The sequence below is a fragment of the Rhodanobacter sp. FW102-FHT14D06 genome, from assembly GCF_043950705.1.
Lineage (GTDB): Bacteria > Pseudomonadota > Gammaproteobacteria > Xanthomonadales > Rhodanobacteraceae > Rhodanobacter.
In genome coordinates, this window is record NZ_CP170722.1 from 1,602,210 (window position 1) to 1,627,099 (window position 24,890).

Annotated in this window: 23 protein-coding genes; 10 read left to right on the forward strand and 13 right to left on the reverse strand. The window is 69.0% G+C overall.

The window, feature by feature from the left end; all coding sequences use genetic code 11:
• Positions 1–37 precede the first annotated feature (37 nt).
• The 7 genes from ACFCQI_RS07380 to ACFCQI_RS07410 form a co-directional block, all read right to left on the reverse strand.
• Entirely contained in the window at positions 38–859 is an 822-nt protein-coding gene (locus tag ACFCQI_RS07380; RefSeq protein WP_395120795.1) for a carbohydrate ABC transporter permease, read from the reverse strand.
• Positions 856–1,734, reverse strand: coding sequence for a carbohydrate ABC transporter permease (locus ACFCQI_RS07385; protein WP_395120796.1), 879 nt, complete (start codon positions 1,732–1,734; stop codon positions 856–858). Before ACFCQI_RS07385 ends, ACFCQI_RS07380 begins: the two co-directional genes overlap by 4 nt.
• Positions 1,731–3,011, reverse strand: a complete 1,281-nt coding sequence (locus ACFCQI_RS07390) for a sugar ABC transporter substrate-binding protein (protein WP_395120797.1) — start codon at positions 3,009–3,011, stop codon at positions 1,731–1,733. The genes ACFCQI_RS07385 and ACFCQI_RS07390 overlap by 4 nt, the downstream gene beginning before the upstream one ends.
• On the reverse strand, positions 3,008–4,498 hold the full coding sequence (locus ACFCQI_RS07395) for a glucoamylase family protein (RefSeq protein ID WP_395120798.1): 1,491 nt from the start codon (positions 4,496–4,498) through the stop codon (positions 3,008–3,010). The genes ACFCQI_RS07390 and ACFCQI_RS07395 overlap by 4 nt, the downstream gene beginning before the upstream one ends.
• A 63-nt stretch (positions 4,499–4,561) precedes the next feature.
• Positions 4,562–6,082: a tryptophan halogenase family protein gene (locus tag ACFCQI_RS07400; protein WP_136259829.1), complete on the reverse strand. Its 1,521-nt coding sequence runs from the start codon at positions 6,080–6,082 to the stop codon at positions 4,562–4,564.
• A 109-nt stretch (positions 6,083–6,191) separates the two neighbouring features.
• Positions 6,192–9,209, reverse strand: a complete 3,018-nt coding sequence (locus tag ACFCQI_RS07405; RefSeq protein ID WP_395120799.1) for a TonB-dependent receptor domain-containing protein — start codon at positions 9,207–9,209, stop codon at positions 6,192–6,194.
• A gap of 32 nt (positions 9,210–9,241) precedes the next feature.
• Positions 9,242–10,261 carry a LacI family DNA-binding transcriptional regulator gene (locus ACFCQI_RS07410; protein ID WP_395120800.1) on the reverse strand — a complete coding sequence of 340 codons (1,020 nt, stop codon included), beginning with the start codon at positions 10,259–10,261 and terminating at the stop codon, positions 9,242–9,244.
• A gap of 571 nt (positions 10,262–10,832) precedes the next feature.
• On the opposite strand from ACFCQI_RS07410, the gene ACFCQI_RS07415 reads away from it, so the two are divergent.
• Entirely contained in the window at positions 10,833–11,288 is a 456-nt protein-coding gene (locus ACFCQI_RS07415; protein WP_395120801.1) for an SPFH domain-containing protein, read from the forward strand.
• A 157-nt stretch (positions 11,289–11,445) separates the two neighbouring features.
• Positions 11,446–12,075, forward strand: a complete 630-nt coding sequence (gene rsmG, locus ACFCQI_RS07420) for a 16S rRNA (guanine(527)-N(7))-methyltransferase RsmG (RefSeq protein ID WP_395120802.1) — start codon at positions 11,446–11,448, stop codon at positions 12,073–12,075.
• Positions 12,076–12,165: 90 nt separating this feature from the next.
• Here rsmG and ACFCQI_RS07425 read toward each other — a convergent pair whose 3' ends face one another.
• Positions 12,166–13,521: a GH1 family beta-glucosidase gene (locus tag ACFCQI_RS07425; protein WP_395120803.1), complete on the reverse strand. Its 1,356-nt coding sequence runs from the start codon at positions 13,519–13,521 to the stop codon at positions 12,166–12,168.
• A gap of 271 nt (positions 13,522–13,792) precedes the next feature.
• Here ACFCQI_RS07425 and ACFCQI_RS07430 point away from each other — a divergent pair, with 271 nt between their 5' ends.
• The 5 genes from ACFCQI_RS07430 to ACFCQI_RS07450 all read left to right on the forward strand — a co-directional run bounded on the left by ACFCQI_RS07430 (position 13,793) and on the right by ACFCQI_RS07450 (position 18,053).
• Entirely contained in the window at positions 13,793–14,881 is a 1,089-nt protein-coding gene (locus ACFCQI_RS07430) for an ABC transporter ATP-binding protein (RefSeq protein ID WP_395121304.1), read from the forward strand.
• 123 nt (positions 14,882–15,004) lie between these two features.
• Positions 15,005–15,868, forward strand: a complete 864-nt coding sequence (locus tag ACFCQI_RS07435; protein WP_395120804.1) for a ParA family protein — start codon at positions 15,005–15,007, stop codon at positions 15,866–15,868.
• Positions 15,869–15,871: 3 nt separating this feature from the next.
• On the forward strand, positions 15,872–16,741 hold the full coding sequence (locus ACFCQI_RS07440) for a ParB/RepB/Spo0J family partition protein (protein ID WP_395120805.1): 870 nt from the start codon (positions 15,872–15,874) through the stop codon (positions 16,739–16,741).
• Positions 16,742–16,753: 12 nt separating this feature from the next.
• Entirely contained in the window at positions 16,754–17,299 is a 546-nt protein-coding gene (locus ACFCQI_RS07445) for a sigma-70 family RNA polymerase sigma factor (RefSeq protein ID WP_395120806.1), read from the forward strand.
• Positions 17,286–18,053, forward strand: coding sequence for a DUF3379 family protein (locus ACFCQI_RS07450; RefSeq protein WP_395120807.1), 768 nt, complete (start codon positions 17,286–17,288; stop codon positions 18,051–18,053). The genes ACFCQI_RS07445 and ACFCQI_RS07450 overlap by 14 nt, the downstream gene beginning before the upstream one ends.
• Before the next feature lie 93 nt (positions 18,054–18,146).
• On the opposite strand, the gene ACFCQI_RS07455 is transcribed toward ACFCQI_RS07450, so the two are convergent.
• The 4 genes from ACFCQI_RS07455 to ACFCQI_RS07470 are packed head-to-tail and all read right to left on the reverse strand — an operon-like array spanning position 18,147 to position 20,559.
• Complete coding sequence (locus ACFCQI_RS07455; RefSeq protein ID WP_395120808.1) at positions 18,147–18,617, reverse strand: DoxX family protein; 471 nt, start codon at positions 18,615–18,617, stop codon at positions 18,147–18,149.
• Between the two features lie 31 nt (positions 18,618–18,648).
• Positions 18,649–19,404: a putative DNA-binding domain-containing protein gene (locus tag ACFCQI_RS07460; RefSeq protein ID WP_395120809.1), complete on the reverse strand. Its 756-nt coding sequence runs from the start codon at positions 19,402–19,404 to the stop codon at positions 18,649–18,651.
• Positions 19,379–20,245, reverse strand: coding sequence for a DUF692 domain-containing protein (locus tag ACFCQI_RS07465; protein ID WP_395120810.1), 867 nt, complete (start codon positions 20,243–20,245; stop codon positions 19,379–19,381). The genes ACFCQI_RS07460 and ACFCQI_RS07465 overlap by 26 nt, the downstream gene beginning before the upstream one ends.
• A gap of 5 nt (positions 20,246–20,250) precedes the next feature.
• Positions 20,251–20,559 (reverse strand): DUF2282 domain-containing protein, encoded by a 309-nt coding sequence (locus tag ACFCQI_RS07470; protein ID WP_395120811.1) that lies wholly within the window; start codon positions 20,557–20,559, stop codon positions 20,251–20,253.
• 170 nt (positions 20,560–20,729) lie between these two features.
• On the opposite strand from ACFCQI_RS07470, the gene ACFCQI_RS07475 reads away from it, so the two are divergent.
• Together ACFCQI_RS07475 and ACFCQI_RS07480 are read left to right on the forward strand one after the other, a co-directional pair.
• Positions 20,730–21,446: a glycosyltransferase gene (locus tag ACFCQI_RS07475; RefSeq protein ID WP_395120812.1), complete on the forward strand. Its 717-nt coding sequence runs from the start codon at positions 20,730–20,732 to the stop codon at positions 21,444–21,446.
• A gap of 64 nt (positions 21,447–21,510) precedes the next feature.
• A complete protein-coding gene (locus tag ACFCQI_RS07480; RefSeq protein ID WP_395120813.1) occupies positions 21,511–21,879 on the forward strand; it encodes a DUF488 domain-containing protein in 369 nt (122 codons plus the stop codon).
• A 60-nt stretch (positions 21,880–21,939) separates the two neighbouring features.
• Here ACFCQI_RS07480 and ACFCQI_RS07485 read toward each other — a convergent pair whose 3' ends face one another.
• On the reverse strand, positions 21,940–22,887 hold the full coding sequence (locus ACFCQI_RS07485; protein WP_395120814.1) for a patatin-like phospholipase family protein: 948 nt from the start codon (positions 22,885–22,887) through the stop codon (positions 21,940–21,942).
• Positions 22,888–23,082: 195 nt separating this feature from the next.
• Here ACFCQI_RS07485 and ACFCQI_RS07490 point away from each other — a divergent pair, with 195 nt between their 5' ends.
• Positions 23,083–24,846, forward strand: a complete 1,764-nt coding sequence (locus ACFCQI_RS07490) for an SLC13 family permease (protein WP_395120815.1) — start codon at positions 23,083–23,085, stop codon at positions 24,844–24,846.
• The last annotated feature ends 44 nt before the right edge of the window (positions 24,847–24,890 follow it).

Consider the following 24,890-nt stretch of genomic DNA (forward strand, 5'->3'; position numbering starts at 1 on the left):
CTTGCGCAACTGCCAACAGAAGCCATTGCGAAAGAAATCACCCCTTCACGCTCCCCAGCAACAACCCCTGCAGGTAATGCCGCTGCAGCGCCAGGAACAGCACCAGCACCGGCAGCACGGTGACGACCGAGCCGGCCATCATCAGTTCGGTGTCCTCGCTGTGTTCGCGCACCAGCGAGGCCAGCGCCAGTGGCAGGGTGTAGTGCTCCTGGCCGGTCAGCACGATCAGCGGCCACATGAAATCGTTCCAGGCGGCGAGGAAGGTGAACACGGTCAGCGTCACCATCACCGGCTTGAGCAGCGGCAGCATGATCTGCACGAAGATGCGCCACTCGCCGGCGCCGTCGATGCGCGCCGCTTCCAGCAACTCGTCCGGCACGCTGCGGGCGAACTCGCGCACCAGGTAGATGCCGAACAGCGTGGCCATGCCCGGCACGATCGCGCCGGCGTAGCTGTTGACCAGGCCGGCATATTTCAGCAGCAGGAACAGCGGCAGCATCGCCACCTGGGCGGGGATCAGCAGCGCGCCGATCAGCGCGCGGAACAGGCGCTCGCGCCCGGCGAAGCGCAGCTTGGCGAAGGCGTAGCCGGCCATCAGGTTGCACACCAGCGCCAGCGCGGCGATCGCGCCGGAGATCGCCAGGCTGTTGAGCAGGTAGCGGCCCATGCCGGCACGGGCGAACAGCGCACGGTAGTTGTCCAGCGTGGGTTGCGCGGGCAGCAGCGGCGGCGGCAGCGAGCTGGCGCTGCCGGCCGGCATCAGCGAGGCCGACAGCATCCACAGCAGCGGCAGCACGGCCACCGCGGCGCAGCCGAACAAGGCGCCGTTGACCAGCCACCGGGCGAGGCGTGGGTTCATGCCGCCGCCCCGCGTCGCGCCAGTCGCAACAGCAGCATGGTCACCGCCAGGATGATGCCGAACAAGGCGAAGGCGACGGCCGAGGCCACGCCGAAGTTCCACCACTTGAAGCCGTCGTCGTACATCAGGTAGAGCACGCTCGTGGTGCTTTGCAGCGGCCCGCCTTCGGTCATCACGTAGGGCTCGGCGAACAGCTGGAAATAGCCGGCCACGGTGAGCACCATCACCAGCACCATGGTCGGCCGCAGCATCGGCAGGGTGATGTGGCGGAACTGCCGCCAGCGCGAGGCGCCGTCGATGCGCGCCGCCTCGTACAGCTCCGGCGGGACCGCCTGCAGGCCGGCCAGCAGGATGATCATGTTGTAGCCGAAGTTCTTCCACACCGCGAAGGCGATGATCGTCGGCATCGCCCAGTGCGGATCGCCCAGCCAGTCCACCGGGTTCAGCCCCAGCACGGCCAGTGCATGGTTCACCAGCCCGTACCTGGTGTTGAACAGGTAGCGCCAGATCACCGCCACCGCCACCACGGTGGTCACCACCGGGGCGAACAGCACGGTGCGATGGAACGCCTTCATCCGCGCCAGCGGCGAGTTGAGCAGCAGCGCGGTGCCCAGCGAGGCGCCGATCGACAGCGGCACGCCGACAACCACGAAGTAGAACGTGTTGCCCAGCGCGGTCCAGAACAGCGGCCGCTGCAGCAACTCCCCATAGTTGTGCAGGCCGACGAAGCGCAGGTTGCGGATGTCGGCCAGCGCGTACAGGTCGTAATCGGTGAGGCTCAGGCCCAGCGCGCCCAGCACCGGCACGAAGAAGAACACGCCCAGCACCAGCAGCGCCGGGGTGAGGAACAGCCAGGCGGTGCGCCCGCGGCTCATCGCGCGCGCCCGGCGCGGTCGAGCATCCAGCGCCGCTTGGCCAGGATCGCGTCGGTGCGGCGGTCGATCTCGGCGGCGGCCTGGTCCACGGTGAGCTCGCCGTGGGCCGCGCGCGCGGCGACCAGCTGCATCTCGGTGACGATGCGCTCCCATTCCGGCACCGGCGGGGTCGGCTTGACCCGTTCCAGCTGCTCGTGGAATGCCTGTACCGCGGGATCGCCACGCAGCGCGTCGCCCCGCCACGCCGAACGGCGCGGCGGCATGTCGCCCAGCAACGCGTAGAACTGCTGCTGCACCTCGGGGCGCGACAGGTATTCGATCAGCAACCAGGCCTGCGCCTTGCGCGGCGAGTGGCGAAAGATCACCAGGCTGGAGCCACTGGCGATGCCGGCACCGGGGCCGTGCGGACCAGGCAGCGGCGCGGTCGCCCATTCGTCCTGCCGGGACGCCGGGAGGCGTTGGCGGAACTCGCCGATGTTCCACGGCCCGGAGAAGTAGAACGCGTACACACCGCGGCCGACCTCGGCCCATGGGTTGGGCACTTCGGTGTTGGCCAGCAGCGGCGCTTCGTGGCGCTTGAACCGCTCCACGTAGAACGCCAGCGCGCGCTTGAATCCGGCGCTTTCGAAATTGCCGTAGCGGCCGCCGTCGCGCAGCAGCGGTTCGTCCTGCTGCAGGGCCAGCGACAGTAGCTGCTCGAACTCGTTGGTCGGCAGCAGGATCGCGTAGTGATCGGGCGCGGCCTGCGCCTGCAGCGCGGCCAGCTGCCGCGACCAGGCAGCCCAGTCGCGCGGCGGCGCGTCGAAGCCGGCGGCGGCGAGCAGGTCCTTGCGGTAGAACAGCAGCCGCGTGTCGACATACCAGGGGATGCCGACCAGGGTGCCGTCGATGCGGTTGGTGGCCCAGATGCCGGGAAAGTAATCCGCCGGCTGCACCACGCGCGAACGTTCGACGTACGGCTGCAGCGGTTCGAGCGCATCCAGCGCGCACATCTCGGCGAGCCAGGTGTTGCCCAACTGGGCCACGTCCGGCGTGGTGTCGCCGGCGATCGCGGTGAGCAGCTTCTGGTGCGCCGCCTTCCACGGCAGTTGCTGCACGTCGACGCGGATGTCCGGGTGTTCGCGCTCGAACGCCGGCATCAGCTGCGCCACCGCCTCGCTCTCGCGGCCCATCGCCCAGAAGGTCAGTGTGTGGCGATCATCGTGATCTCCCCGGCAGGCAGCGATGCCGACCAGCAACAGCGCCGGCGCCAGCAGTCGCCAGCGCCGCCGGCTCACGGTGTGGCCGCCGCCCGTGACAGCCAGCCGCCGCGGAAGCCGGCCTGCTGCAGGCCCTTGCGCACATACGGGTTGCGCTTCATCACTTTCCACACCAGGCCGCTGCGCCAGTTCTCCAGCATCAGCAGGATCGGGCCCTGGTCGATGCCCAGGTACTCGGTGTCGACCCAGCCGAAGCCGGGAATCACCAGACCGGTGCGCAGCGGCGCGTCGGGATCGCGCAGGGTCAGGTTGAACGCGTCGCGGAAGCCGTACTTCGCATAGATGTATTTGCCGTAGCGCTGTTTCATGTGCAGGAACTCCGGCACCACCAGGTCCGGCGCGAAGGCGATCGAGCCCAGCGCTGCCGTGGGCGCGATGGTACCGTCATCGACCACGTGGCGCAGGCCCACGCCGCGCGCGGAGTAGCCGAAGTAGCGCCGCTCGCGCCCGTCCGTGACGATGCCGAAGTGGCCCGGGCCGTTGCTGGCCGTCAGCCCCCACAGGTTCTCGCCGTAACCGGTCCAGCCCGCCGGATTGGCGATCGCGTAGTTGCGTTGCGACAGCACCGCATGGCGGCCGTTTTCGAAATAATCCGAATCGTGCTGGCGCATGAAGTCGTCGCGGATGCCGCGGAAGTCGATCCACGCGGCGCTGTACTGGTGGCCGAACAGCGGCCCGAAGGTCAGGAAGGTTTCGCCGTAGAGCGTGCCCCAGTAGCGCGGGTTGGTGCGCGTCCACGCGTGCCACGCCGCGGGCTGCAGCGGATGGGTGGGCGAGCCCAGCGCCAGGATGTAGAGCAGGTTCGCCTCGCTGTAGCCCTCCCAGTCGTGCGGGATGAACTTGCCGCCGGGGGTCCAGCCCATGCTGACCAGCGGCGGGCGTGCCTGCATCCACGGCCAGTCGACGCGCTTGTAGAGCATGTCGGCGAGCGCGCGAATCTCTTTTTCCGGCGGCGTGTCGCGGTCGTAGTACGACTGCGCGAACAGCACGCCACCGAGCAGCAAGGTGGTGTCGATGCTGGACAGCTCGACGCCGCGACCGTGGCGCAAGCCGGTCTGCATGTCGAGGAAGTGGTAGTAGAAGCCGCGGTAGCCGGTGGCGTCATCCTCGCTGGCGTTCTGCGGCGAGTCGGCGAAGAAGCGCAAGGTCACCAGGGTTCGCTTGACCGCCTGGTCGCGGTTGATCCAGCCCCGTTCGGCGCCGATGCCGTAGGCCGTCAGGCCGAAACCCACCGCCGCGATGCTGGAGAACGACTGCCCCGGCCAGTGGTCCGGTGCCAGCCCGTTGACCGGATTGGCGGTGTCCCAGAAGAACTGGAAGGTGCGGTGTTCCAGCTCGTCCAGTTGCGCCTGCTGGTCGGCGGGCAGGGCGGTGAAGGCCAGCGGCGCGTGGCGCGTGGCGGTGGTGGTGTCCTGTGCCGCGACGGGCGCGAACGCGCCGAAGGCGGTAAACGCCAGGGTCAGGACCAGCGTGGCGAGGAGAGAGCGGAAACGTCGAAGAACCATGGGTACAGCCTGTCGTGAAAATGCGGCAGATGCAGGCGCGGTGGCCGCCCGCGGCGAGTCGTGTCAGCCGGCCCTGGCGATCGCGCAGTGACGATCGATGAAGGCCTGGTGGCTGGGCATCACCTCCACACAATCGGCCATCAGCCGGGCCACGTCGTCGACGAAGCGGTACAGGTCGGTCTCAGGCACCTGGTCGACCAGGGGATGCCAACTGCGCGGCACGATGCCCTGGCCGATCATCACCTGCACCCAGCTGATCTCGGCGAACAGTTCGTCGGCGTTGCGGAAGAAGCGGCCGCTGTCGGCGAACAGGTCGATATTGTCCTGCAGCGACGGCGGCACCGACATGTGCTGGCACTGCTGCCAGAACGGCGTGTCCTCGCGCTCGGTGGCGTGGTAATGCAGGATCAGGAAATCGCGGATGCGCTCGGTGTCGAACTTCAGCTGTGCGTTGTAGCGCTCGCTCAGCACCGGGTCGAAACCGTCGCGCGGGAACAGGCCGAGCAGGCGGGTGATGCCCATCTGGATCAGGTGGATGCCGGTCGATTCCAGCGGCTCCATGAAGCCGCCGGACAGGCCGATCGCGACCACGTTGCGGTTCCACAGCTTGCGCCGCATGCCCGCCGTGAAGCGCAGCTGGAACGGCTCGCCCAACGGCCGGCCCTGGATGTTGCGCAACAGCGTGGCGGTGGCCTCGTCGTCGCTGATGTAGGCACTGGAATAGACGTGGCCGTTGCCGGTGCGATGCTGCAGCGGGATGCGCCATTGCCAACCGGCGGCCTGCGCGTTGGCGCGGGTGAACGGCGGCGGTGGACCGACGCTTTCGGTGCGCACGACGACCGCGCGATCGCACGGCAGCCAGTCCTTGAACTCGATGTAGCCGGTGTGCAGCGCCTGTTCGATCAGCAGGCCGCGGAAACCGGAGCAGTCGATGAACAGGTCGCCGGCGACGACTTCACCGCCTTCCAGCACCACCGATTCGACAAAGCCATCGTCGGGCCGCAGCTTGACCTCGGCCACCTTGCCCTCGGTGCGGCGCACCCCGCGCGCCGCGGCGTACTCGCGCAGGAAGAGCGCATAGCGGGCGGTGTCCATGTGATAGGCGTACGGGATGTCCGCCAGCGGCGAATCCCGCGGCACGTCGCTGGCCGAAGACATGAACTTGCCGCGCGGCGCGGCCAGCGTGTGCACGGTGTAGTCGCCCAGCGGCCCGGCGCGGCCGGCGCGGGCGGCCTTCAGCCAGTACTGGTGGAACGGCAGCAGGCCCAGGCCGCGACCGATGGTGGTGCCGAAGCCGTGGATGTAGGAATCGCCGAGGTGATGCCAGTCGTTCAACTGGATGCCCAGCTTGAAGGTGGCGCTGGTCCGGCGGATGAACTCGATCTCGTCGATCTGCAGCAGGTTGTTGAACAGCTTCAGGTGCGGCACGGTGGCCTCGCCGACGCCGACCGTGCCGATCTCGCTCGACTCGACCAGGCGCACCGCGAGCTGAGCGCCGAACGTGCGCGCCAGCGCGGCGGCGGTCATCCAGCCGGCGGTGCCGCCGCCGACGATCACGACGTTCCTGATGCACGATTCGGCCATGGCGGTTCCGGTGTTGGCGGACGCGACTGCGTGGTCGGTGCGCGGCCCGACCGGCGGGCCGCGCGAAGAATGCCGGCGTGCGGCCGTCTCCGGCCGCACGCCGCGTGGCTCAGAACTTCATGCCGATCTCGAACTTGATCGTGCGCGGCACGAAGGTGATGTTGCCGGTGGGGTTGTAGGTGACCGGGCTGAGCGTGCCGATCGTGTTGTTGGGGAACATCAGGTCGCTGTAGTTCTTGAAGTTGAAGGCGTTCATCAGATCCAGGCGGCCATAGAAATCCAGACCGTGCACGTCGAAGTGCTTGGTCGCCTGGAAGTCCACGCTGCGGTAGCCGAAGATCTTGCCGCCGAGCAGGAACTTGCCGTTGCCCTGCGGTTCGGTGCCGTAGGGTGCGCAGCGACTGCCGCTGGGGAACAACTGGCCGGATGCGCCGGAGTAGCAGGCGAAGCCGTTGAACGGGATCGGCGTGGCCAGGGTCAGCTTGGCCGACACGGTGATGCCCCACGGGCCGTCGATCACGCCGGTGGCCACGAAGCGGTGCTTGGCCGCCGCGTTGGACAGGATGTACGGGTAATCCTGGATCGTCGCCGCGTCGAACGCGTAGTGTTCGTTGATGTCGCGGTTCTGCTTGGCGTCGGTATAGGTGTAGGCGAAGGTGGCGCCCCAGCGCGATTCGGGCGTGTACGGCTTGGTCGCCGACAGCAGCACCTGGGTGGTGCGCGTGCCGATGCCGTTGTTGCCCACGATCAGGCTGCCGAAGCCGGGCACGCCGTTGCCCCACGGCTGGCTGGCGTTCTTCCAGAAGCTGCCGTCCGGGTAGCGGTTGCCCAGCGTGAAGGCAAAGCCGTCGTGGCTGATCACGCGGGTTACCGTGGCGTCGGTCTGCCAGTCGCCCAGGCGGTTGGCCATGCCGATGCTGAACTGGTCGGAGTACGGCGCCTTGAGGTGGTTGTTGAGCACGTCGATCTCGGTACCGGCGTTGCTGGCCGAGGCCAGTTGCTGCACGTTCGACAAGCCGTTGAGGTAGGCCGGATCGAACGGCACGCACGGCGTGCGGCCCTGGTAGCACAGTCCGGTGACCGGGTCGGCGAAGTAGAAGCGGAACTGCGGCAGCGCGGCCTTGGTGGTTTCCAGCTGCAGGTAGTTGTAGAGGTCGCGGTCGTAGGAGCGGCCGGCGCCGCCGTGGATCACGTGTGCCTGGTCAGCATCGATGTCGTAGGAGAAGCCCAGCCGCGGCTGCCACTCGCCCTTGTAGGCGCTGCGGTTGTGGCCGTTGCTGATGTAGTCGTTGACATCGATGCCGCCCTTGGCCAGCGACTGCGCGTAGGTCTGTCCGGCCGGTGCGTTCGGGTCCTGGCTGTTGAACGCCGCCACCACGTTGGCCGGGGTGACGAAGTCGAGATAGGACGGCGTGCTCTCGTAGTCCCAGCGCACACCGAGGTTCAGGATCAGGTGCTCGTTGATCGCCCAGTCATCCTGGATATAGGCGCCGAACTGCTTGTCCTTGGTGGTCACCGTGGGCGACAGTCCCAGGCCGGTGACCGGCTTGGTGAAGAACACCTGATAGGGCTGCGCGTTGGTGCCGGTGGGCGTGACGTCGTAATAGAACTGCGGATTGACGTCGGCCGCATCGGCGGAGTGCAGCGTGACCCACTTCTGCTTCACGCCCAGCTTGATGACGTGGTCGCCGTGCCACTGCAGGTCGTTGAAGGTGAGGTTGTCCTCGATCGCCGGACCCTTCTGCCCCTTGTTCTGCGTGGCCAGCGGGTTGGCCGCGCCGGTGTTGATCAGGGTGGCGGTCTGGTTGGCCGCGGGCTGGTAGGTGTAGATGGCGCCGTTGCCGTAGTTCAGCGCGGTGGGCGCGTAGTTGGAGTCCTCGTAGGTGGCCAGCAGTTCATTGAAGTACGAATAGCCGCTGTGCTGCCAGCGCAGGTCGTAGCGCTTGTCGTCGTTGACCACCGAGAAGCTGGCCGATTTCGCGTTCTGGCCGCCGATGCCGCCGCTCTGGTCCTCCTTGCGGATCTGCGCGCTCAGCTCGAAGCGGTCGCGGTCGGTCGGCTCCCAGTCAACCTTGCCGAAATACAGGTTCTCGGTGAACGGGATGTTGGCCGGGCCGAACTGGCTGGCGATGTCGGCCGGCAAACCGGGAATCGCCGGCACCGCGTCGGCCGCGGGCACCACGGTGATCGGCCGGTCGAAGCGCTTGCCTTCGTAGGTGATGAAGAAGTGCGCCTTGTCCTGCACGATCGGCCCGCCCAGCGCAAAGCCGAACTCCTTCTCGTCCGAGGGCGTCTTCTTGTTCGCCGCGTTCTCGCTCGGCGTGCGCGCGCGGTACTTGTCGCTGGTGTAGCGGCCGAACACCTCGCCGTGGAACTCATTGGTGCCGGACTTGGTCTGCGCGGTCACCGCGGCGCTGGAGATCTGGCCGTACTCCGCCTTGTAATTGGAGGTGATCACCTTGTACTCGCCGATCGCCAACTGCGGGAACGGGTTGCCCTGGGTGGCGAACTGGCCGCTGGGGCCGCCGAACAAGTAGCTCTTCTGGCCTACGCCGTCGATGTAGACGTTGGTCGAAGCGTCGTTCTGCGCACCGCCGCGCAGCGAGGTGTTGCCATTGGAACCGACCGAAAACACCATGCCCGGCACGGTGTCGGCGAACTCCAGGAAGTTGCGCGTCAGCTGCGGAATGGTGTCGATCTGATGCAGCGACACGGTCGAGCCCACCTCCGGCGTGGTCACGTCGGGCAGCACGCTGGCCGTCACCGTGACGCCGCCGAGCGTCACCGCGTTGGCGGCGCTGGGCGCCGCGCTGGTGAAGTTCAGGGTGGAGGTGGAGGCGACCGTGAGGGTCACGGTCTGTGCCGTGCCCGGGCCGGCGTCGATGCGCCAGGTGCCTGGCTGCAGGCCGGTGATCGCGTAGCTGCCGTCGGCGCTGGAGGTGGTCTGACGGGTGCTGCCGGTGGCCGGGTTGACCGCGGTGACCTGGGTGTTCGGCGCCGCCTTGCCGCGCAAGGTGGCGTACGCGGCCTGTGCGAACGAGGTGCCCGGCAGCGCCACCAGCGAGGTGACGGCGGTGCCGATCAATCCGGCCAGCAGGTTCTTCTTGAATTGCGTTGAGGTTTTCATCGCTCCCCTCCCCGGGCAGCTTGCTGAGACGTTCAGGAGTTCTTTTCTGGTTTGTTTCCGCCGCAGGTGTCGCGAACCACGATTTCAAAACCGAGCGTGTCGGCGGAAGGTGTTTCCTGCCCGGGGTGTTCGACGACGTCGGCCAGGCGCTCCAGCGCGAGACGGCCGAAGTCGGCAATGCGCACGCGCACCGTGGTCAGGGCCGGTGTCACGTAGCGGGTGATCGGGATATCGTCGAAGCCGGCCAGTGCGATGTCCTCCGGCACCTGCACGCCGGCGTCCTTGAACGCCGCCAGGCAGCCCACCGCCATCATGTCGTTGGCGGCGAACACGGCCGCCGGCCGCTTCGTCCGCGCCAGCAGCTGCTGGCCGGCGCGATAGCCCGATTCCTCGGTGAAGTCGCCGGCCACCACGGTCAATGCCGCGCGCGGGGCGTATCTGGCCATCGCCTCGCGATAGCCGCGCTCGCGTTCGCTGGCGTCGAAGTTGCCGGGCGGCCCGGCGATCAGCGCCACGCTGCGATGGCCGGCCTGCAGCAGGTGCCGCACCATCGCCACCGCGCCGCCGTGGTTGTCGATGTTGATCACGTGGAACGCCGGCCCGCTCACCGCGCTGTTGAGCAGCACCACCGGCAGCGCCTTGGGCAGGTTGGCGCGCAGGAACGCCGTGTCGACCCGTTCGGACAGGATCAGCAGGCCGTCGACGCGCCCCTGCATCGAGCGCACCGCCGCGGCCGCTTCGGTCGCGCCACCGTGCGAGCTGGATACCAGCAGGTGCAGGCCGCGCGCACGCGCCGCCAGGTCGATGCCGCGGATCAACTCGGAAAAGAACTCGCCGTACAGGTCGGGCAGCAGGGCGCCGACAGTGTGCGTGCGGCGGGTGATCAGCATGCGCGCCGCTGCATGCGGGATGTACTGCAGGCGCTCGGCGGCGGCGTGGATGCGCGCGCTGGTGGCCGCGGTGACGCCGCCGCCGCCATTGAGCGCGCGCGACACCGAGGCCACCGACACCCGGGCCTCGCGCGCCACGTCTTTGATGGTTGCTGCCGCCATGGGAATGTTTCCGCCGGGTTCGCCAACCCTTGGGTGGCGCCAACGTAAACGTTTTCATGCGGACTTGTAAAGGGCTTGTTGCGGCGACTTGTGCTGCGTCGCAGCAGCGCGCAGGCGGCAGCCCGGCGGGAAATCCCGGCGAAACGTCAGAGCGGCCCGCTTGCCGCTCCAGGCACTGCCTTGCTGCGCCACGGCAACGGTATACGGCGCCGACGGGCCGGCGTGGCCGATCGGCCGCCCCCTCGAACGTGACGGACGCCACGCCCCCGCGCCTTGGCTGCGGATACCCCGTGTTTTGGCAAGTTCGATGCTTGATTCCCGGGGAAGGAGGAAAAGCGGGCCGCGCGCGACCGAACCGGAGTGAAAACTGACGCAGCGCGGCCGTTCGTGTCCTCCCGTGTCGTCGACAGCTTCACCGATCCGGCGACGCGCTCTTGACTTGTTTTCGGCGTCTTGTTAAAGATTCATCCGCGCGTTAAACCGCGGTTAAGTCACACAGAGTCAATCGATTGTATCCTTCAGTTCCAGTATCAGACGAATAAACCAATCTCAAGTTACTGATTTCACGACCATGACCATGCTGTCCACCCTCATCGTTGCCTTGCTCGCCGTGCTGCTCGCCAGCGCCGTGCGGCGCGTGCCGGAGGGTCTGGTCTACAGCATCTACCGTCATGGCAAGCCGCGCCGGCTGCTGCCGGCCGGCACGCACCTGGTGCTGCCGCTGCTCGACCGGGTCGCGCACAAGATCAATCTGTCCGGCCAGACCCTGCAGCTGCAGGCGCCGCTGGGGCCGCGCGACGTGCGCGGCACGGTGTACTGGCAGGTGCTGGAGCCGGAACGCGCCGACGCCGTGTTCGAGCAGGTCGACCAGCTGATCCGCCATGGCGCGCAAGCCGCGCTGCGTGACGAACCCGCCACCGAGGCGGTCGATCGGCGCGATCTGGGCGCGCGGGTCAAGCAATCGTTGAATCACGTGCTGCGCGAGCGCGGCATGATGGTCACCCGGGTCGATCTCGACGCCGCCTGAGCATCGCATCGCGCCAGGCGCCCGCAGAGCGCCGCGCCGCAGGGGATTTGCTCCACTTCGAGCCCGCTTCGGCGGGCTTTCTTTTGCCCCGGCTGCTGGCGTTGCGGCGGGCTTGCCGGGATACTTGCCGACCGCTTTCCCACAGGACTGATGGCCGATGGCCGCGCGCGACGCCTTGCAGGCACAACTCGAACAGGGCATTGCCGCGCTGGGCGTGCAACTGCCTGCCGATGCGGTGCCGCGCCTGCTCGACTATCTCGCCCTGCTCGAACGCTGGAACGGCGCCTACAACCTCACCGCGGTGCGCGAACCGACCGAGATGGTGACCCGCCACCTGCTCGATTCGCTGGCGATCCTGCCGTTCGTGCAGGGCCACAGCCTGGCCGACCTCGGCACCGGCCCCGGCCTGCCCGGCATCGTGCTGGCGATCGCCGCGCCGGGCCGGCAGATCCTGCTGGTGGATTCCAACGGCAAGAAGGTGCGCTTCCTGCGCGAGGCGATCCGCAGCCTGAAACTGGAGGGCGTGCGCGCCGAACAGGCACGGGTGGAAGACGTCGCCGGCCAGTTCGACTGCATCACCGCGCGCGCCTTCGCCAGCCTTGCCGACATGCTGGCCTGGGGCGGCCACCTGCTGGCACCGCAAGGGATCTGGCTGGCGATGAAGGGGAAGCTGCCGGACGACGAGTTGGCAGGGATCCCGGACGGCTTCATCGTGCGTGCCACGCACGAACTCCATGTGCCCGGCCTGCCCGCCGAACGCCATCTGCTGGTGCTCGGTCGCGCGTAGGACGGTACTGCCCGTCGTTCCTCCCCGGCACCAAGAGCCGGCGGGCATTGCCCGCCCTGCACGCCGGTCGTCGGGCGTGCCGGTGGACGGCTACTCGTCCAGCACCGCGCCGTTGCTCGCGATCACCTGCGCGTAAAGCTTCGCGCTGGCCTTGGCGGTGCGCTGCTGGGTGGCGAAGTCGACGTGGTAGAGGCCGAAGCGCTTGGCGTAGCCCAGCGACCACTCCAGGTTGTCCAGCAGCGACCAGGCGTAATAGCCCTGCACGTTCACCCCTGCGGCGATCGCGGCATGCAGCGCGCGCAGGTGCTTGCGCAGGTAGTCGCAGCGCAGCGGGTCGTCCACGGTGGCGCCTTCGGCGACCGGCGGGTCGTAGAAGGCGGAGCCGTTCTCGGTGATGTACAGCGGGATGTCGCCGTAGCGCTGCTTGAACCAGACCAGGGTGTCGGTCAGCCCCTGCGCGTAGACCTCCCAGCCCGTTTCGGTGTGGGTGCGGTTGGGTTGGCGCACCGACACCGCGCGCAGCGGATACGCGTCCGGGTCGTGCCGGACCACCGCGCGCGTGTAGTAGTTGATCCCGACGAAATCGACGCGCTGGCGGGTCAGCGCGAAATCCTCTGCCGGGAAATCCGGCCATGCGGCACCGAAGATCTCCTTGAGCTGCTCCGGATAGCTGCCCAGCAGCGCGGGGTCGGCGAACTGCCGGTTCATGTAGGCGTGCGCGCGAGCGGTGGCGGCCATGTCTTCGGCGCCTTCGGAATACGGGTATTTCGGCTCGATGTTGAACACCACGCCGATCTCGTGCCTGCCGTGCGCGCGATAGGCCTGGATGCCGGCGCCGCTGGCGCGCATCAGGTTGTGCGCGGCGATCGGCGCCTCGTACTTGTTGCGGTGTCCGGGCGCCAGCGCGCCGTGCAGGTAACCGCCGTCGGTGACCACCCAGGGTTCGTTGAGCGTGGACCAGCGCGGCACGCGGTCGTCCAGCGCCTTGAACATGACCTCGGCGTACTCGGCGAACCAGTGCGCGCTGTCGCGGTTGAGCCAGCCGCCGCGGTCGTCCAGCGCCGCCGGCAGGTCCCAGTGGAACAGCGTGGCGTTCGGCGCGATGCCGTGCTCCAGCAGCTCGTCGACCAGCCGCGAGTAGAAATCCAGCCCCTTCGGATTGACCCGGCCGGTGCCCTCGGGCAGCACGCGCGCCCAGTTGATGCTGAAGCGGTAGCCATCGAGGCCCAGCGCCTTCATCAGCTGCACGTCTTCACGGTAACGGCGGTAGTGGTCGCAGGCGACGTCGCCGGTGTCGCCGTTGGCCATCATCCCGGGCGTATGCGCGAAGCGCTGCCAGATGCTGGGGCCGGCGCCGTCGGCCAGCGGCGAGCCTTCGATCTGGTAGGCGGAAGTGGCGGCGCCCCAATGGAAACCGTCGGGAAAAACGAATCGGGGTGCGGTCATGGGGTTCCCTGAGAGGTTGTGCTCTTTCAACCTCGAAGCCCGGCCATGGATGGCCGGACGCGGATCGGGCACGCAAGTGCCTGATTCGCGTGAGCGAGTCCGGGCGTGTACCGGACTCGCGATAGAAGAAAACCACAGGAAGTGGTTTTCTTCACAAGCTCTGAGGCCCGCGCTTTGATGTAAACGCTTACATGGGCAGAATAGCCCAATGCCCGCCGGCCTGCGAAGCGCCGGCGCCGCGGCCGAGCCGGCCACCGCTGTGGAGATGCCGATGGCCGAGGTTCAACTCGATCGCCTGCGCAAGGTCTACCCCGACGGCCACGTCGCGGTCGCCGGCGCCAGCTTCACCGTGGCCGACGGCGAATTGCTGGTGCTGGTCGGGCCGTCCGGCTGCGGCAAGACGACCTTGCTGCGCATGATCGCCGGGCTGGAACCGATCAGCGACGGCACGCTGCGCATCGGCGGCCGCGTGGTGAACGAGGTGGCGCCGAAGGACCGCGACATCGCGATGGTGTTCCAGAACTACGCGCTGTACCCGCACATGACGGTGGCCGAGAACCTGGGCTTCGGGCTGAAGCTGCGCGGCCGGCCGCGGGCCGAGATCGCGCAGAAGGTGGCGGTAGTGGCCGAGTCGCTGGGGTTGCAGTCGCGGCTGGCGGCGCGCCCGGCCGCCTTGTCCGGCGGCCAGCGCCAGCGGGTGGCGCTGGGCCGCGCGCTGGTGCGCGAGCCGCAGGTGTTCCTGCTCGACGAGCCGCTGTCCAACCTCGACGCGAGGCTGCGCCTGTCGATGCGGGTGGAGATCGCCCGGCTCCACCGCCAGCTCGGTGCCACCATGATCTACGTGACCCACGACCAGATCGAGGCGATGACCCTGGGCCAGCGCATCGTGGTGCTGGATGGCGGCGTGATCCAGCAGATCGACACGCCGATGGCGCTGTACGACCGGCCCGCCAACATGTTCGTGGCCGGCTTCCTCGGCAGCCCGGCGATGAACCTGCTCCGCGGCACGCTGCGCCGGCACGAGGGCTGGCGGCTGGGCTGCGCCGCGGGCGAGCTGGTGCTGGGCGACCTTCTGCCCGATCCCGCCTGGGCGGCCTGGTGCGATCGCGAGGTGGTGCTGGGCGTGCGCCCGGAACACCTGCAGCCGGACCCCGCCGGTGCGGCCTTGCAGGCGCGACTGGAGGTGGTCGAGCCGGTGGGCAACGAGGTCTTCCTGAACCTGCGCTTCGGCGACCAGGTGCTGGTGGCGCGGGTACCGCCACGCCCCCTGCCCGAGCCCGGCAGCCTGGTCGCGCTGGGCCTGTCGCATCCGTACCTGCACCTGTTCGATGGCGCCAGCGGCGCGCGGATCGGCAACTGAGCCCGGATCGCCCAGCAGCGTGATCCCCGCCGCCACCGGCGGCAGAGCGGTCCGGCCGGGGCAGGCAAGCCCGGGCGGCAATGCTAATCTAGCCGTCCTTCGCGAACGGAATGCCTTCGATCCATGGCCCGCATCATCGCTGTCGCCAACCAGAAGGGCGGCGTCGGCAAGACCACCACGGCCGTCAACCTGGCCGCTGCGCTTGCGGCGGCCAAGCGCAAGGTATTGCTGGTGGATCTCGACCCGCAGGGCAACGCCACCATGGCCTCGGGCATCGACAAGCGCCAGATCGGCCCGAGCGGCTGCGAGGTACTGCTGGAAGAGGTGGAGATCAGCGCGGCGATCGTGCCCACCGAGGCGCACTACGACGTGCTGCCGGGCAACGGCGACCTCACCGCCGCCGAGCTGAAACTGATGGACGCGCTGGCCCGCGAGCACCGCTTGAAGGACGTGCTGGCCAAGGTCGCGGACAAGTACCACACCATCCTGATCGACTGCCCGCCCTCGCTCAACCTGCTCACCCTCAACGCGCTGACCGCCGCCGACGGCGTGCTGATCCCGGTGCAGTGCGAGTACTTCGCGCTGGAGGGCCTGTCCAGCCTGCTCGACACGGTCAAGGCGGTGCGCCATCGGCTCAATCCGAAACTGGAGATCGAGGGCCTGCTGCGCACCATGTACGACGTGCGCAACAACCTCGGCAACGAGGTCTCCGCCCAGCTCACCCAGCACTTCGGCGACAAGGTGCTGCGCTCGATCATCCCGCGCAACGTGCGCCTGGCCGAGGCGCCGAGCCACGGCCAGCCGATCCACCTGTACGACCGCAGCTCGCGTGGCGCGATCGCCTACATCGGCCTGGCCGGCGAGGTGATCCGGCGCGAACGCGGGCTGCCGCCGCGCGCCGAGCCGGCCGACGAGGTCGACTCCGCCGCGCATGGCGACCACAACGGCGTGCTGCTCAAGGCACCCGCCGCCAATCACCAGGACTGAGGCATGGCAGCAGCGAAAAAACGTGGATTGGGACGCGGGCTGGACGCCCTGCTCGGCGGCGACGGCGAAGGCACGCCGTCGGTGCTGGCGCAGGAGGGCGAGCTGCGCACGCTGCCGATCCAGCAAATCCAGCCCGGCAAATACCAGCCGCGGCGCCACTGGAACGACGAGGCGCTGGACGAGCTGGCTGCCTCGATCAAGGCGCAGGGCCTGATCCAGCCGGTGGTGGTGCGCGAGATCGGCAAGCACCGCTACGAACTGATCGCCGGCGAACGCCGCTGGCGCGCCGCGCAGCGCGCGCAGCTGGGCGAGATCCCGGCGCTGATCAAGCAGGTGGCCGAGCAGGCCGTGCCGGCGATGGCGCTGATCGAGAACATCCAGCGCCAGGACCTCACCCCGCTGGAAGAAGCCGATGCGCTCAAGCGCCTGATCGAGGATTTCGAACTCACCCACCAGCAGGCCGCCGACGCGGTGGGGCGTTCGCGCGCCGCGGTGTCCAACCTGCTGCGGCTCACCGAGCTGCCCGAGGCGATCAAGAAACTGCTCGACGACGGCAAGCTGGAGATGGGCCACGCCCGCTGCCTGCTGACCCTGGACGAGTCCATCGCCGTGCCGCTGGCGCGCCAGGCCGTCACCCTCGGCTGGAGCGTGCGCGAGCTGGAGGAGGCCGCCCGCCGCGCGCAGACCGCGCCGAAGGGCAAGGCCCGCCACGCGCCCGCGCGCGATCCCAACATCAGCGCGCTGGAGCGCGAACTGGGCGAGCGCTTCGCCACCCGCGTCGAGCTGGCCCAGGGCAAGGGCGGCCGCGGCAAGCTGGTGATCCACTACCACAGCAACGACGAACTCGACGGCATCCTCGGCAAGATCCGCTGACCTTGGTGAAAGATGAAACGCTCCGGGCCGGTCTATCTGGCAGTGAGTTCCCGACAACGTCAATTCGAGGCGCTGACCCGCGCGCATGCCGGCGACCTGTACCGCTTCGCCTACTGGTTGTGCGGGCAGGATGCGCTGGCCCAGGATCTGGTGCAGGAGACCTTGCTGCGCGCGTGGAAAAGCCTCGACGCGCTGCGCGAGGCCGAGTCCGCCAAGCCGTGGCTGCTGACCATCCTGCGTCGCGAACACGCGCGCCTGCATGAGCGCAAGACACCGGATACCGTCGAGCTGGAAGACAACCTCGCCGAGGACGCCGCCTGGGCCAGCCCCGAGCGCCACGGCGATGCCGCCGAACTGCGTGAAGCCATGTCCCGATTGCCGCACAAGTACCGCGAACCGCTGCTGCTGCAGGTGCTGGGCGGCATGAGTTGCGACGAGATCGCCGCCGAGCTGGACCAACAGCCCGGCGCGGTGATGACCCAGTTGTTCCGCGCCCGGCAGAAGCTGAAATCCATCCTGCAGGGCGGCCGCCCGGAGGCGCAGCATGGATTGCCTTGAGTTCCGCCGCCGCCTCGGCGCCGAACCGCACTCGCGCGCTGCCGAACTGCTCGCCCATCGCGACCGCTGCGCCGCCTGCGCCGCCGCGTGGGAGCGCGCCCAGGCCTTCGAGCGCGAACTGCATGCCGCCTTCGAGGTGCCCGTGCCCGAAGGCCTCGCCGAGCGCGTGCTGCTGGCCCAGGCCACCGGCGAGCGCCACCGGCAGACCCGTCGCCGCCAGCTGGCGTTCGCGCTGGCCGCCTCGCTGCTGCTCGCGCTCGGCCTCGGCGGCTACGGCTGGAAGCGGATGGATGCGCGCTCGCTGCCGGCGCTCGCCGTTGCGCACATGCCCGACGAAATCCACTCGCTCGACCTCGTCCAGCCCATCGGTACGCCCGCCATCGCCGCCGGCTTCGCCGTGCGCGGCGTCAGCCTGCGCGGCCCCGCCCCCGTCGACGTCACCTACGTGCACGACTGCCCGGTCGGCCCCTACAAGACCGTGCACCTGGTCAGCCGCGTCGGCGGCACTCCGGTCGCCGTGCTCTACCTGCCGCACAAGCAGGTGGCCAAGGCCAGCGACTTCCAACGTGACGGCTGGCATGGCCGCATCGTGCCGCTGCAACACGGCACCCTGGTGATGCTCACCGACCGTGGCGGCGCACGCCCGTTCGACGCGGTGGCACGCCACTGGCGGGTGGCGATCGATGGAGAGGGCGGCGCGCAGACTGCGCAGCGCCGCGCGGTCAACGAGGCGCCGGGCCGGTTGGCACCCTGAGTCTTCCAGGCACCTGATCAAAAGGACTCGCGGCGACCGGCTGGCGTCCATGCCCTTTCGTCCGCGCTGACACGACGGGCAGGGGACGCCCCGTCACCGGAACAACCGGCTCATCACGGCGTCCACCGAGATCCGCCCTGCTCCGAGCGCCACCAGGGCCAGCAACATCAACCCCCAGGCCTTGTGGTCATTGAAGTCGCCGCCGATCAGTCCGTGCCAGAGGCCGTTCGGCCACAGTGCCGGGTAGGAGACCACCGCGACGATGTTGTAGACGAACAGCACGGCGGCGACCACGCGGGTGCCGAGACCCAGCGCGAGGAACCACGGCAGCACCAGTTCGGTCCAGGTGGCGAGCGTGGCGGCCAGCGCGGGGGCGAGCAGGGGCACCTGGTATTCATTGTCGAACAGGTAGGCCGTGCCGCTGGGGTCATCCCATTTCACCGTGCCGGCGCGCCAGAACGCGAGCGCCACGAACACGCGGAACAGCAGCAGGGCGAGCGGGGTGAGCACCGCGAGTTGCGCGGTGAGACGCGACCAGCGGGCGATGGCGACGGTGGTGTTCATGTGGACGATTCCCGGATGAGTGGATGACGGATCACGCGGCGAGCAGCGCGTGTTCGAGCAGGGGGCGCAGCAGGGTTTCGGGCGGCGCCTGCGGGTCGATCAGCTGTGCGGCGGCGAGCGCCAGGTCGAGCGATGACTCATGCCGCAGCGCCTCCACGAACGCGGCCTGCGCAGGTGCGATGGCGCGCATCGCGACCTGGCTGCCTTCGCGCCACAGCAAGACGGATTGCGGCATGGCGGGGTCGATGGCGTCGTGTTCCGGCGCCTCCGCGCAACGCCAAAGATCCAGCACCGCCCAGGCGCAGGACAGCGCGCGCACGCACGGCCGCAGCCGCGGCGGGTGGTCCGCGTCGGCCAGCGCAGCGACCAGGGCTGCGGCATCGGCGGGCGTGGCATCGGCGGCCAGCGCGACTTCCTGGCGCAGCCATTCCAGCCGCGCCACGTCACCCAGCCAGGGCCACGGCGCGGTCTCCGGCTGCGCGGCCACGAACGCGGCGAAGTCGGCGCCGTAGTCCTGCAGGTTGCCGCTGCGGTTGCCGCAGTACGCGGCGTGGCGGGTGGCGAGGCCGTCGAAGCAGTCCTCGCCCAGCAGGGCTTGCAGCGCGGGAAAACTGGTGGCCAGCGCGTCGACGTGGATCGCGAGGTTGGCGTTCCGATAGATGCGCAGGCGGGCGGCGGGCGCGATGCCGCGCGCGGCGATCCACGGCTCCAGCGCGGGCGCGGCGCCGTCCACGATGGCGCCGGCGAACGCGTGCTGCAGCTCACGCAGCGAGGGCGGCGACGACATCGAGATGCTCCGTGGCAAGCCGTGCCTCGTCTTCCAGCACGGCGAAATCGGGCAAGTGCTGGTCCCATTCGATCAGGGTGGGTTTCGCGCCGAGGCGGGCCAGCGTGTAGCCGTACAGCGCCCACACGGCGGCATCGACGCGCTGGTCGTGCGAGTCGATCAGCAGTTCGCCGCCCAGCCCCTGCTTGCGGGTGAAGCCGGCCAGGTGCAGTTCGCCCACCGCGTCGGCGGGGATGCCGTCGATGAGGCGTTGCGCGTCGAAGCCGTGGTTGACGCTGTTGACGTAGACGTTGTTGACGTCCAGCAGCAGGCCGCAGCCGCTGCGCGCGGCGAGCGCGGCAAGGAACTCCCACTCGCTCAAGGTCGAGTGGCGGAAATGGATGTAGCTGGAGACGTTCTCCACCAGCACGCGGCGGCCCAGCGTTTCCTGCAACTGGCCCACGCGCGCCACCATCAGCTTCAGCGCTTCCTCGGTGTACGGCAGCGGCAGCAGGTCGTTGTAGTGGCGCCCGCCGATGGCGCCCCAGCACACGTGCTCGGATACCAGTGCGGGTTCGGCGCGTTGCACCAGCGCGCGCAGCGCGGCGAGGTGGGCGGGATCGAGCGCATCGGCCGAACCCAGCGACAGGCCCACGCCGTGCAGGCTCACCGGGTAGTCGCGGCGCAGCGCGTCGAACGCGTCCCACAGCGCGCCGCCGGCGCAGAACAGGTTCTCGCTGTGCAGCTCGAAGAACGGCACGGCGGGCCGGTGGTGCAGCACGTGCGCGACGTGCGCCGGCCGCAGCCCGATCCCGACACTCGTCGGGATCGGCTGCGCACGCACGGGGCGTGACGGGGGCACGGCTGTCAGCTCTTCTTCATCATGGCGTCGTGCGACATGGCGGCGTGGGCCTGCAGCGAACCGCCATCGAGCTTGGCGCACAGGCCGGCGGGTACCGCCACGAAGGCCTGCGGATCGCGCGCCTTGCTGTCCTGGCCCGCGCAGGAATGGCCCGGGGACTGGCAGTCGTTCTTCATCGCGGCGTTGACGCCGTAGCACTTCTGCGTGGCGCTGGCGGCCATCTTGTCGGCGGCGTGGGCGGTCGTGGCGGCGCCGAGCGCGCCGGCGGCGAGCAGGCTGAGCAAGGCGGAGCTGAGGATGGTCTGGGCTTGCATGGGTCTCTCCCGTGGATGCCGGACAATTCCGGCTGCGGTAGATGACCCGGTGGACGCGGATTTCATTACACCCGGTTTTCGCATCCGGTGCCGACGGTCCGTGCCGGCAGGCATTAAACTGCGCGTTCGCCGCCGTGCGCGGTGCCCGTTTCCGCTGAAAGGCCAGCCCCATGCCGCAACTTTCCGTCGTCGTCCCCGTGTTCAACGAGCGCGACAACATCCCGCCGCTGCTGGCCGAAATCGCGGCTGCCTTGCGTGGCACGGCCGACTACGAGGTGATCTACGTCGACGACGATTCGTCCGACGACAGTCGCGCCGTGCTCGAAGCGCAGAAGGCGCAGCATCCCGAGTTGCGCGTGCTGCATCACGTCACCCGCAGCGGCCAGAGCACGGCGGTGTGGAACGGCGTGCGCGCGGCGCGCGGCAGCTGGATCGCCACGCTGGACGGCGACGGCCAGAACGATCCGGCCGACATCCCGAAGCTGCTCGCCGCGCGCGACGCCGCGGCGGCCGAGGTGAAGCTGTTCGCCGGCTGGCGCACCACCCGCCGCGACAGTTTCAACAAGCGCATCTCCTCGAAGGTCGCCAACGCGGTGCGCTCGCGCATGCTGCGCGACGCCACGCCGGACACCGGCTGCGGCCTGAAGCTGTTCGAGCGCGAGGTGTTCCTGCGCCTGCCCTACTTCGACCACATGCACCGCTACCTGCCGGCGCTGGTCAAGCGCGCCGGCTTCCGGAGCACCAGCGTGCCGGTGGGCCATCGCCCGCGCACCGCCGGCGTGTCCAAGTACGGCATGCTGGACCGGCTGTGGGTCGGCCTGGCCGACCTGCGTGGCGTGGCGTGGCTGATGCGCCGGGGCAAGGTGACCGAAGTCGAGGAACTCTGACCTCGATCACGCGGTGTCGCCGCGGCGGTCGTATGCTTGTCCTGTTTCATTGCAGGAGAACGCCATGGCCCTCGCGATCAAGCGTGCGTACGAAGCGCCCGCCAGGGAGGATGGTTATCGCGTGCTGGTGGAGCGGCTGTGGCCGCGCGGCATGAAGAAGGAAGAGGTGCCGCTGGACCAGTGGGCCAAGGAACTGGCGCCGACCACGGCGCTGCGCAAATGGTTCGGCCACGATCCGGCGCGCTGGGACGGCTTCCGCCACCGCTACGCCAGCGAACTCGACGAGCTGGCCGAATACTGGCAACCGCTGGCCGAGCGCTCCGCGCGGCACCCGGTCACCCTGATCTACAGCGCCCGCGACGAGGAGCACAACGGTGCCCTCGTGCTGCGCGACTACCTGCAGCACTGGCTGCACACGCACGGGCCGCGCTGACCGCCTTGAGCATGGCCCCGCCCTTGCGCAGCGGGGAAGTCGAAGTGCCGTGCGGCCCGCTCAAGTCGCGCGCAGCGGCGTGCCCGTGCGCGGCCACTCGGCCAGCGCCTTGCGCGTCTGCAGGCGACCGCGCTCGATCAGTTCGCGGGCGCGGTAGAACTCGTAGACGCTGGCGATGTTGCGCGGCAGGGTGATCAGCAGGTCCGGCTCGTACGCGGCCAGGCGCAGCCGCGCCAGGTTGGCCTGCATCAGGTCCATCGCCTGGTTCAGCGTGTCGAAGGTACCGGGCTCGCGCGGCGGTTCCTCGCTGCGCGGCATCAGCCGGCTGATGAATTCGCCGATGCGGTGGCGATAGCCAGGGTCCTGTCCGGTGGCGCTCTCCTCCACCGGCGCGACGGCCGCCTCGACCGGGCCGTCCACGCTGACGGCGAACAGATAATCCGCCTCCACCCCGATCAGCGGCGTGACCGGCACCGGGTTGAGCAGGGCGCCGTCGACCATGCGGTGGCCGTTGAGGTGGTGCGGGCGGAACACGGTCGGCACGGCGATCGAGGCGCGGATGGCCTCGAACAGATTGCCGCGGCCCAGCCATACCTCGCGGCCGCGGTCGAGGTCGGTAGCCACCGCGGTGAACGCCAGCGGCAGCTCCTCGATCAGGGTGTCGCCGATCAGCCCGCGCAGCGTGCCGATGATCTTCTCGCCCTTGATCAGGCCGCCGCCGGAAAAGGACCAGTCGACCAGTCGCAGCACGTCGAAACGGGCCAGCGCGCTGACCCAGTCGCGGTAGACGTCGAGCTTGCCCATCGCGTGGATGCCGCCGATCAGCGCGCCCATCGAGCTGCCGGCGATCGCCACGATGCGAAAACCCTGCGCCTCGATTTCCTCGATCACGCCGATGTGCGCCAGCCCCTTGGCGCCGCCGGCGCCGAGCGCCAGCGCCACGGTGGGCTGGCGCTCGCCGGCTGGTTCTTGCGGCTCGCCTGGCGCGTCGGGTTCGTGGGTATTCATGCCGACATTCAATCACGAATCGTCGATGCCGCCGCGGCCAGCCGGCAGCGACGGCGGGCGAACAGCTGCGCGGGTTAGTATGACCGGGGCCGTGGCGGCAAGCCGACGGCGACACTCCACGGAAACCTGCATGGCCCCATCCCGACCCACCGCGACGCCCCGCCCCGCCCGCCTGCCCGCGCCGAGGCACGCTGCATGAACTGGCAGGCATGGGCCACGGTCGCGGTGATCGTGCTGGCGATGGCGCTGTTCGCCAGCGAGAAGCTGCGCATCGACCTGATCGCGCTGCTGGTGCTGGCGACGCTGGTGATCCTGGGCATCGTCACGCCGGTGGAGGCGCTCAGCGGCTTCAGCAACGAGGCGACGGTGACGGTGGCGGCGATGTTCGCGCTCAGCCTGGGCATCGAGCGCTCCGGCGCGCTCGATCCGCTGAGCCGCTGGCTGATGCGGATCAAGCGGCCGTGGGTGCTGACCCTGGCGCTGATGCTGGCGATCGCGCCGCTGGGCGCCTTCGTCAAGAACATTGCGCTGGTGGCCACCTTCCTGCCGCTGGCGCTGCGCGTGTGCCAGCGCACACACACCTCGCCCGGCCGCGTGCTGATGCCGATGGCCTACGCCGCGCAGATGGGCGGCGTGTGCACGCTGATCGGCACCTCCTCCAACCTGCTCGCCGACACGCTGGCGCAGAAGCACGGGATGGAGGCGTTCGGCGTGTTCGAGTTCACCCGCATGGGCGTGATCCTGGCGGTGGTCGGCATTGTCTACCTGATGCTGGTCGGCCGCTGGCTGCTGCCGCGCGAGATCGACACCCAGCTGCCGGTGCAGGAGGAGATCGGCAAGTACGTCACCGAGCTGGAGGTGACCGAGCAGTCCGCGCTGGTCGGCGGCAGCATCGCCGATGCGAAGCTGGGCGAGCGTTACGGCGTCTACCCGCTGGAGCTGCTGCGCGGCGAGCGGCGCATGTGGTCGCCGCGCAGCCAGGAGATCGCCGTCGGCGACGTGCTGCTGGTGCGCGGCGACTGGGGGAAGATCGAGGATTTCCAGCGCCGCGCCGGCCTGCGCAACGCGCCGGACCGCCGTTACGCCACCGGCGATGCCCGCTCGCGGGTGATGGTGGAGCTGATGATCGCGCCGGCCAGCCCGATGGAAGGCCGCCAGCTGGAGGAAACCGGCCTGCACTGGCGCTACGACGCGGTGGCGCTGGCGATCCACCGGCGCGGCCAGCTGCTGCGCGACAAGCTCAGCGACGTCAGCCTGGCGGTGGGTGACGTGCTGCTGGTGCTGGTCGACGACGAGGCGTTGTCCAACCTGCGCAACGACGAGGCCTTCATCGTGCTGAGCGAGCGCGAGGAAGCCCACCGCACTCCGCGCAAGGCGTGGTATGCCGCCGCGATCATGGTCGGCGTGGTGGTGGCCTCCGGCCTGCACTGGCTGCCGATCCCGATCGCGGCGATCTGCGGCGCGGTGGCGATGGCGCTCACCGGCTGCTTCGGCCGCAAGGACGTCTACGAGGGCGTGGACTGGAAGATCATCATCCTGCTCGGCGCGATCCTGCCGCTGGGCATCGCGATCGAGCGCAGCGGCCTGTCGGAAACGCTGGTGCAGATGGGGCTGGGCGTGGTCGGCGACCACGGCCCGCTGGCCGGCCTGCTGATGGTCTACCTGCTGACCGCCCTGCTCACCGAACTGATGGGCCACAACCCCTCGGTGGTGCTGATGGTGGGCATCGCCGTGTCGGTGGCCCACGCCATGCACGTGGACCCGCGCCCGTTCGTCGTCGCGGTCGCCTTCGCCGCCGCCACCTCGTTCGCCACCCCGGTCGGCTACCCCACCAACACCATGGTCTACTACGCCGGCGGCTACCGCTTCACCGACTTCATGAAGGTCGGCATCCCGCTGATCGCCATCTTCTGCGCGCTGTCGATGTGGTTGATCCCGCAGTTCTGGCCGTTTCGATAAAGCAAAGCGCTTCTTGCATTCGCTCCCTCTCCCTCTGGGAGAGG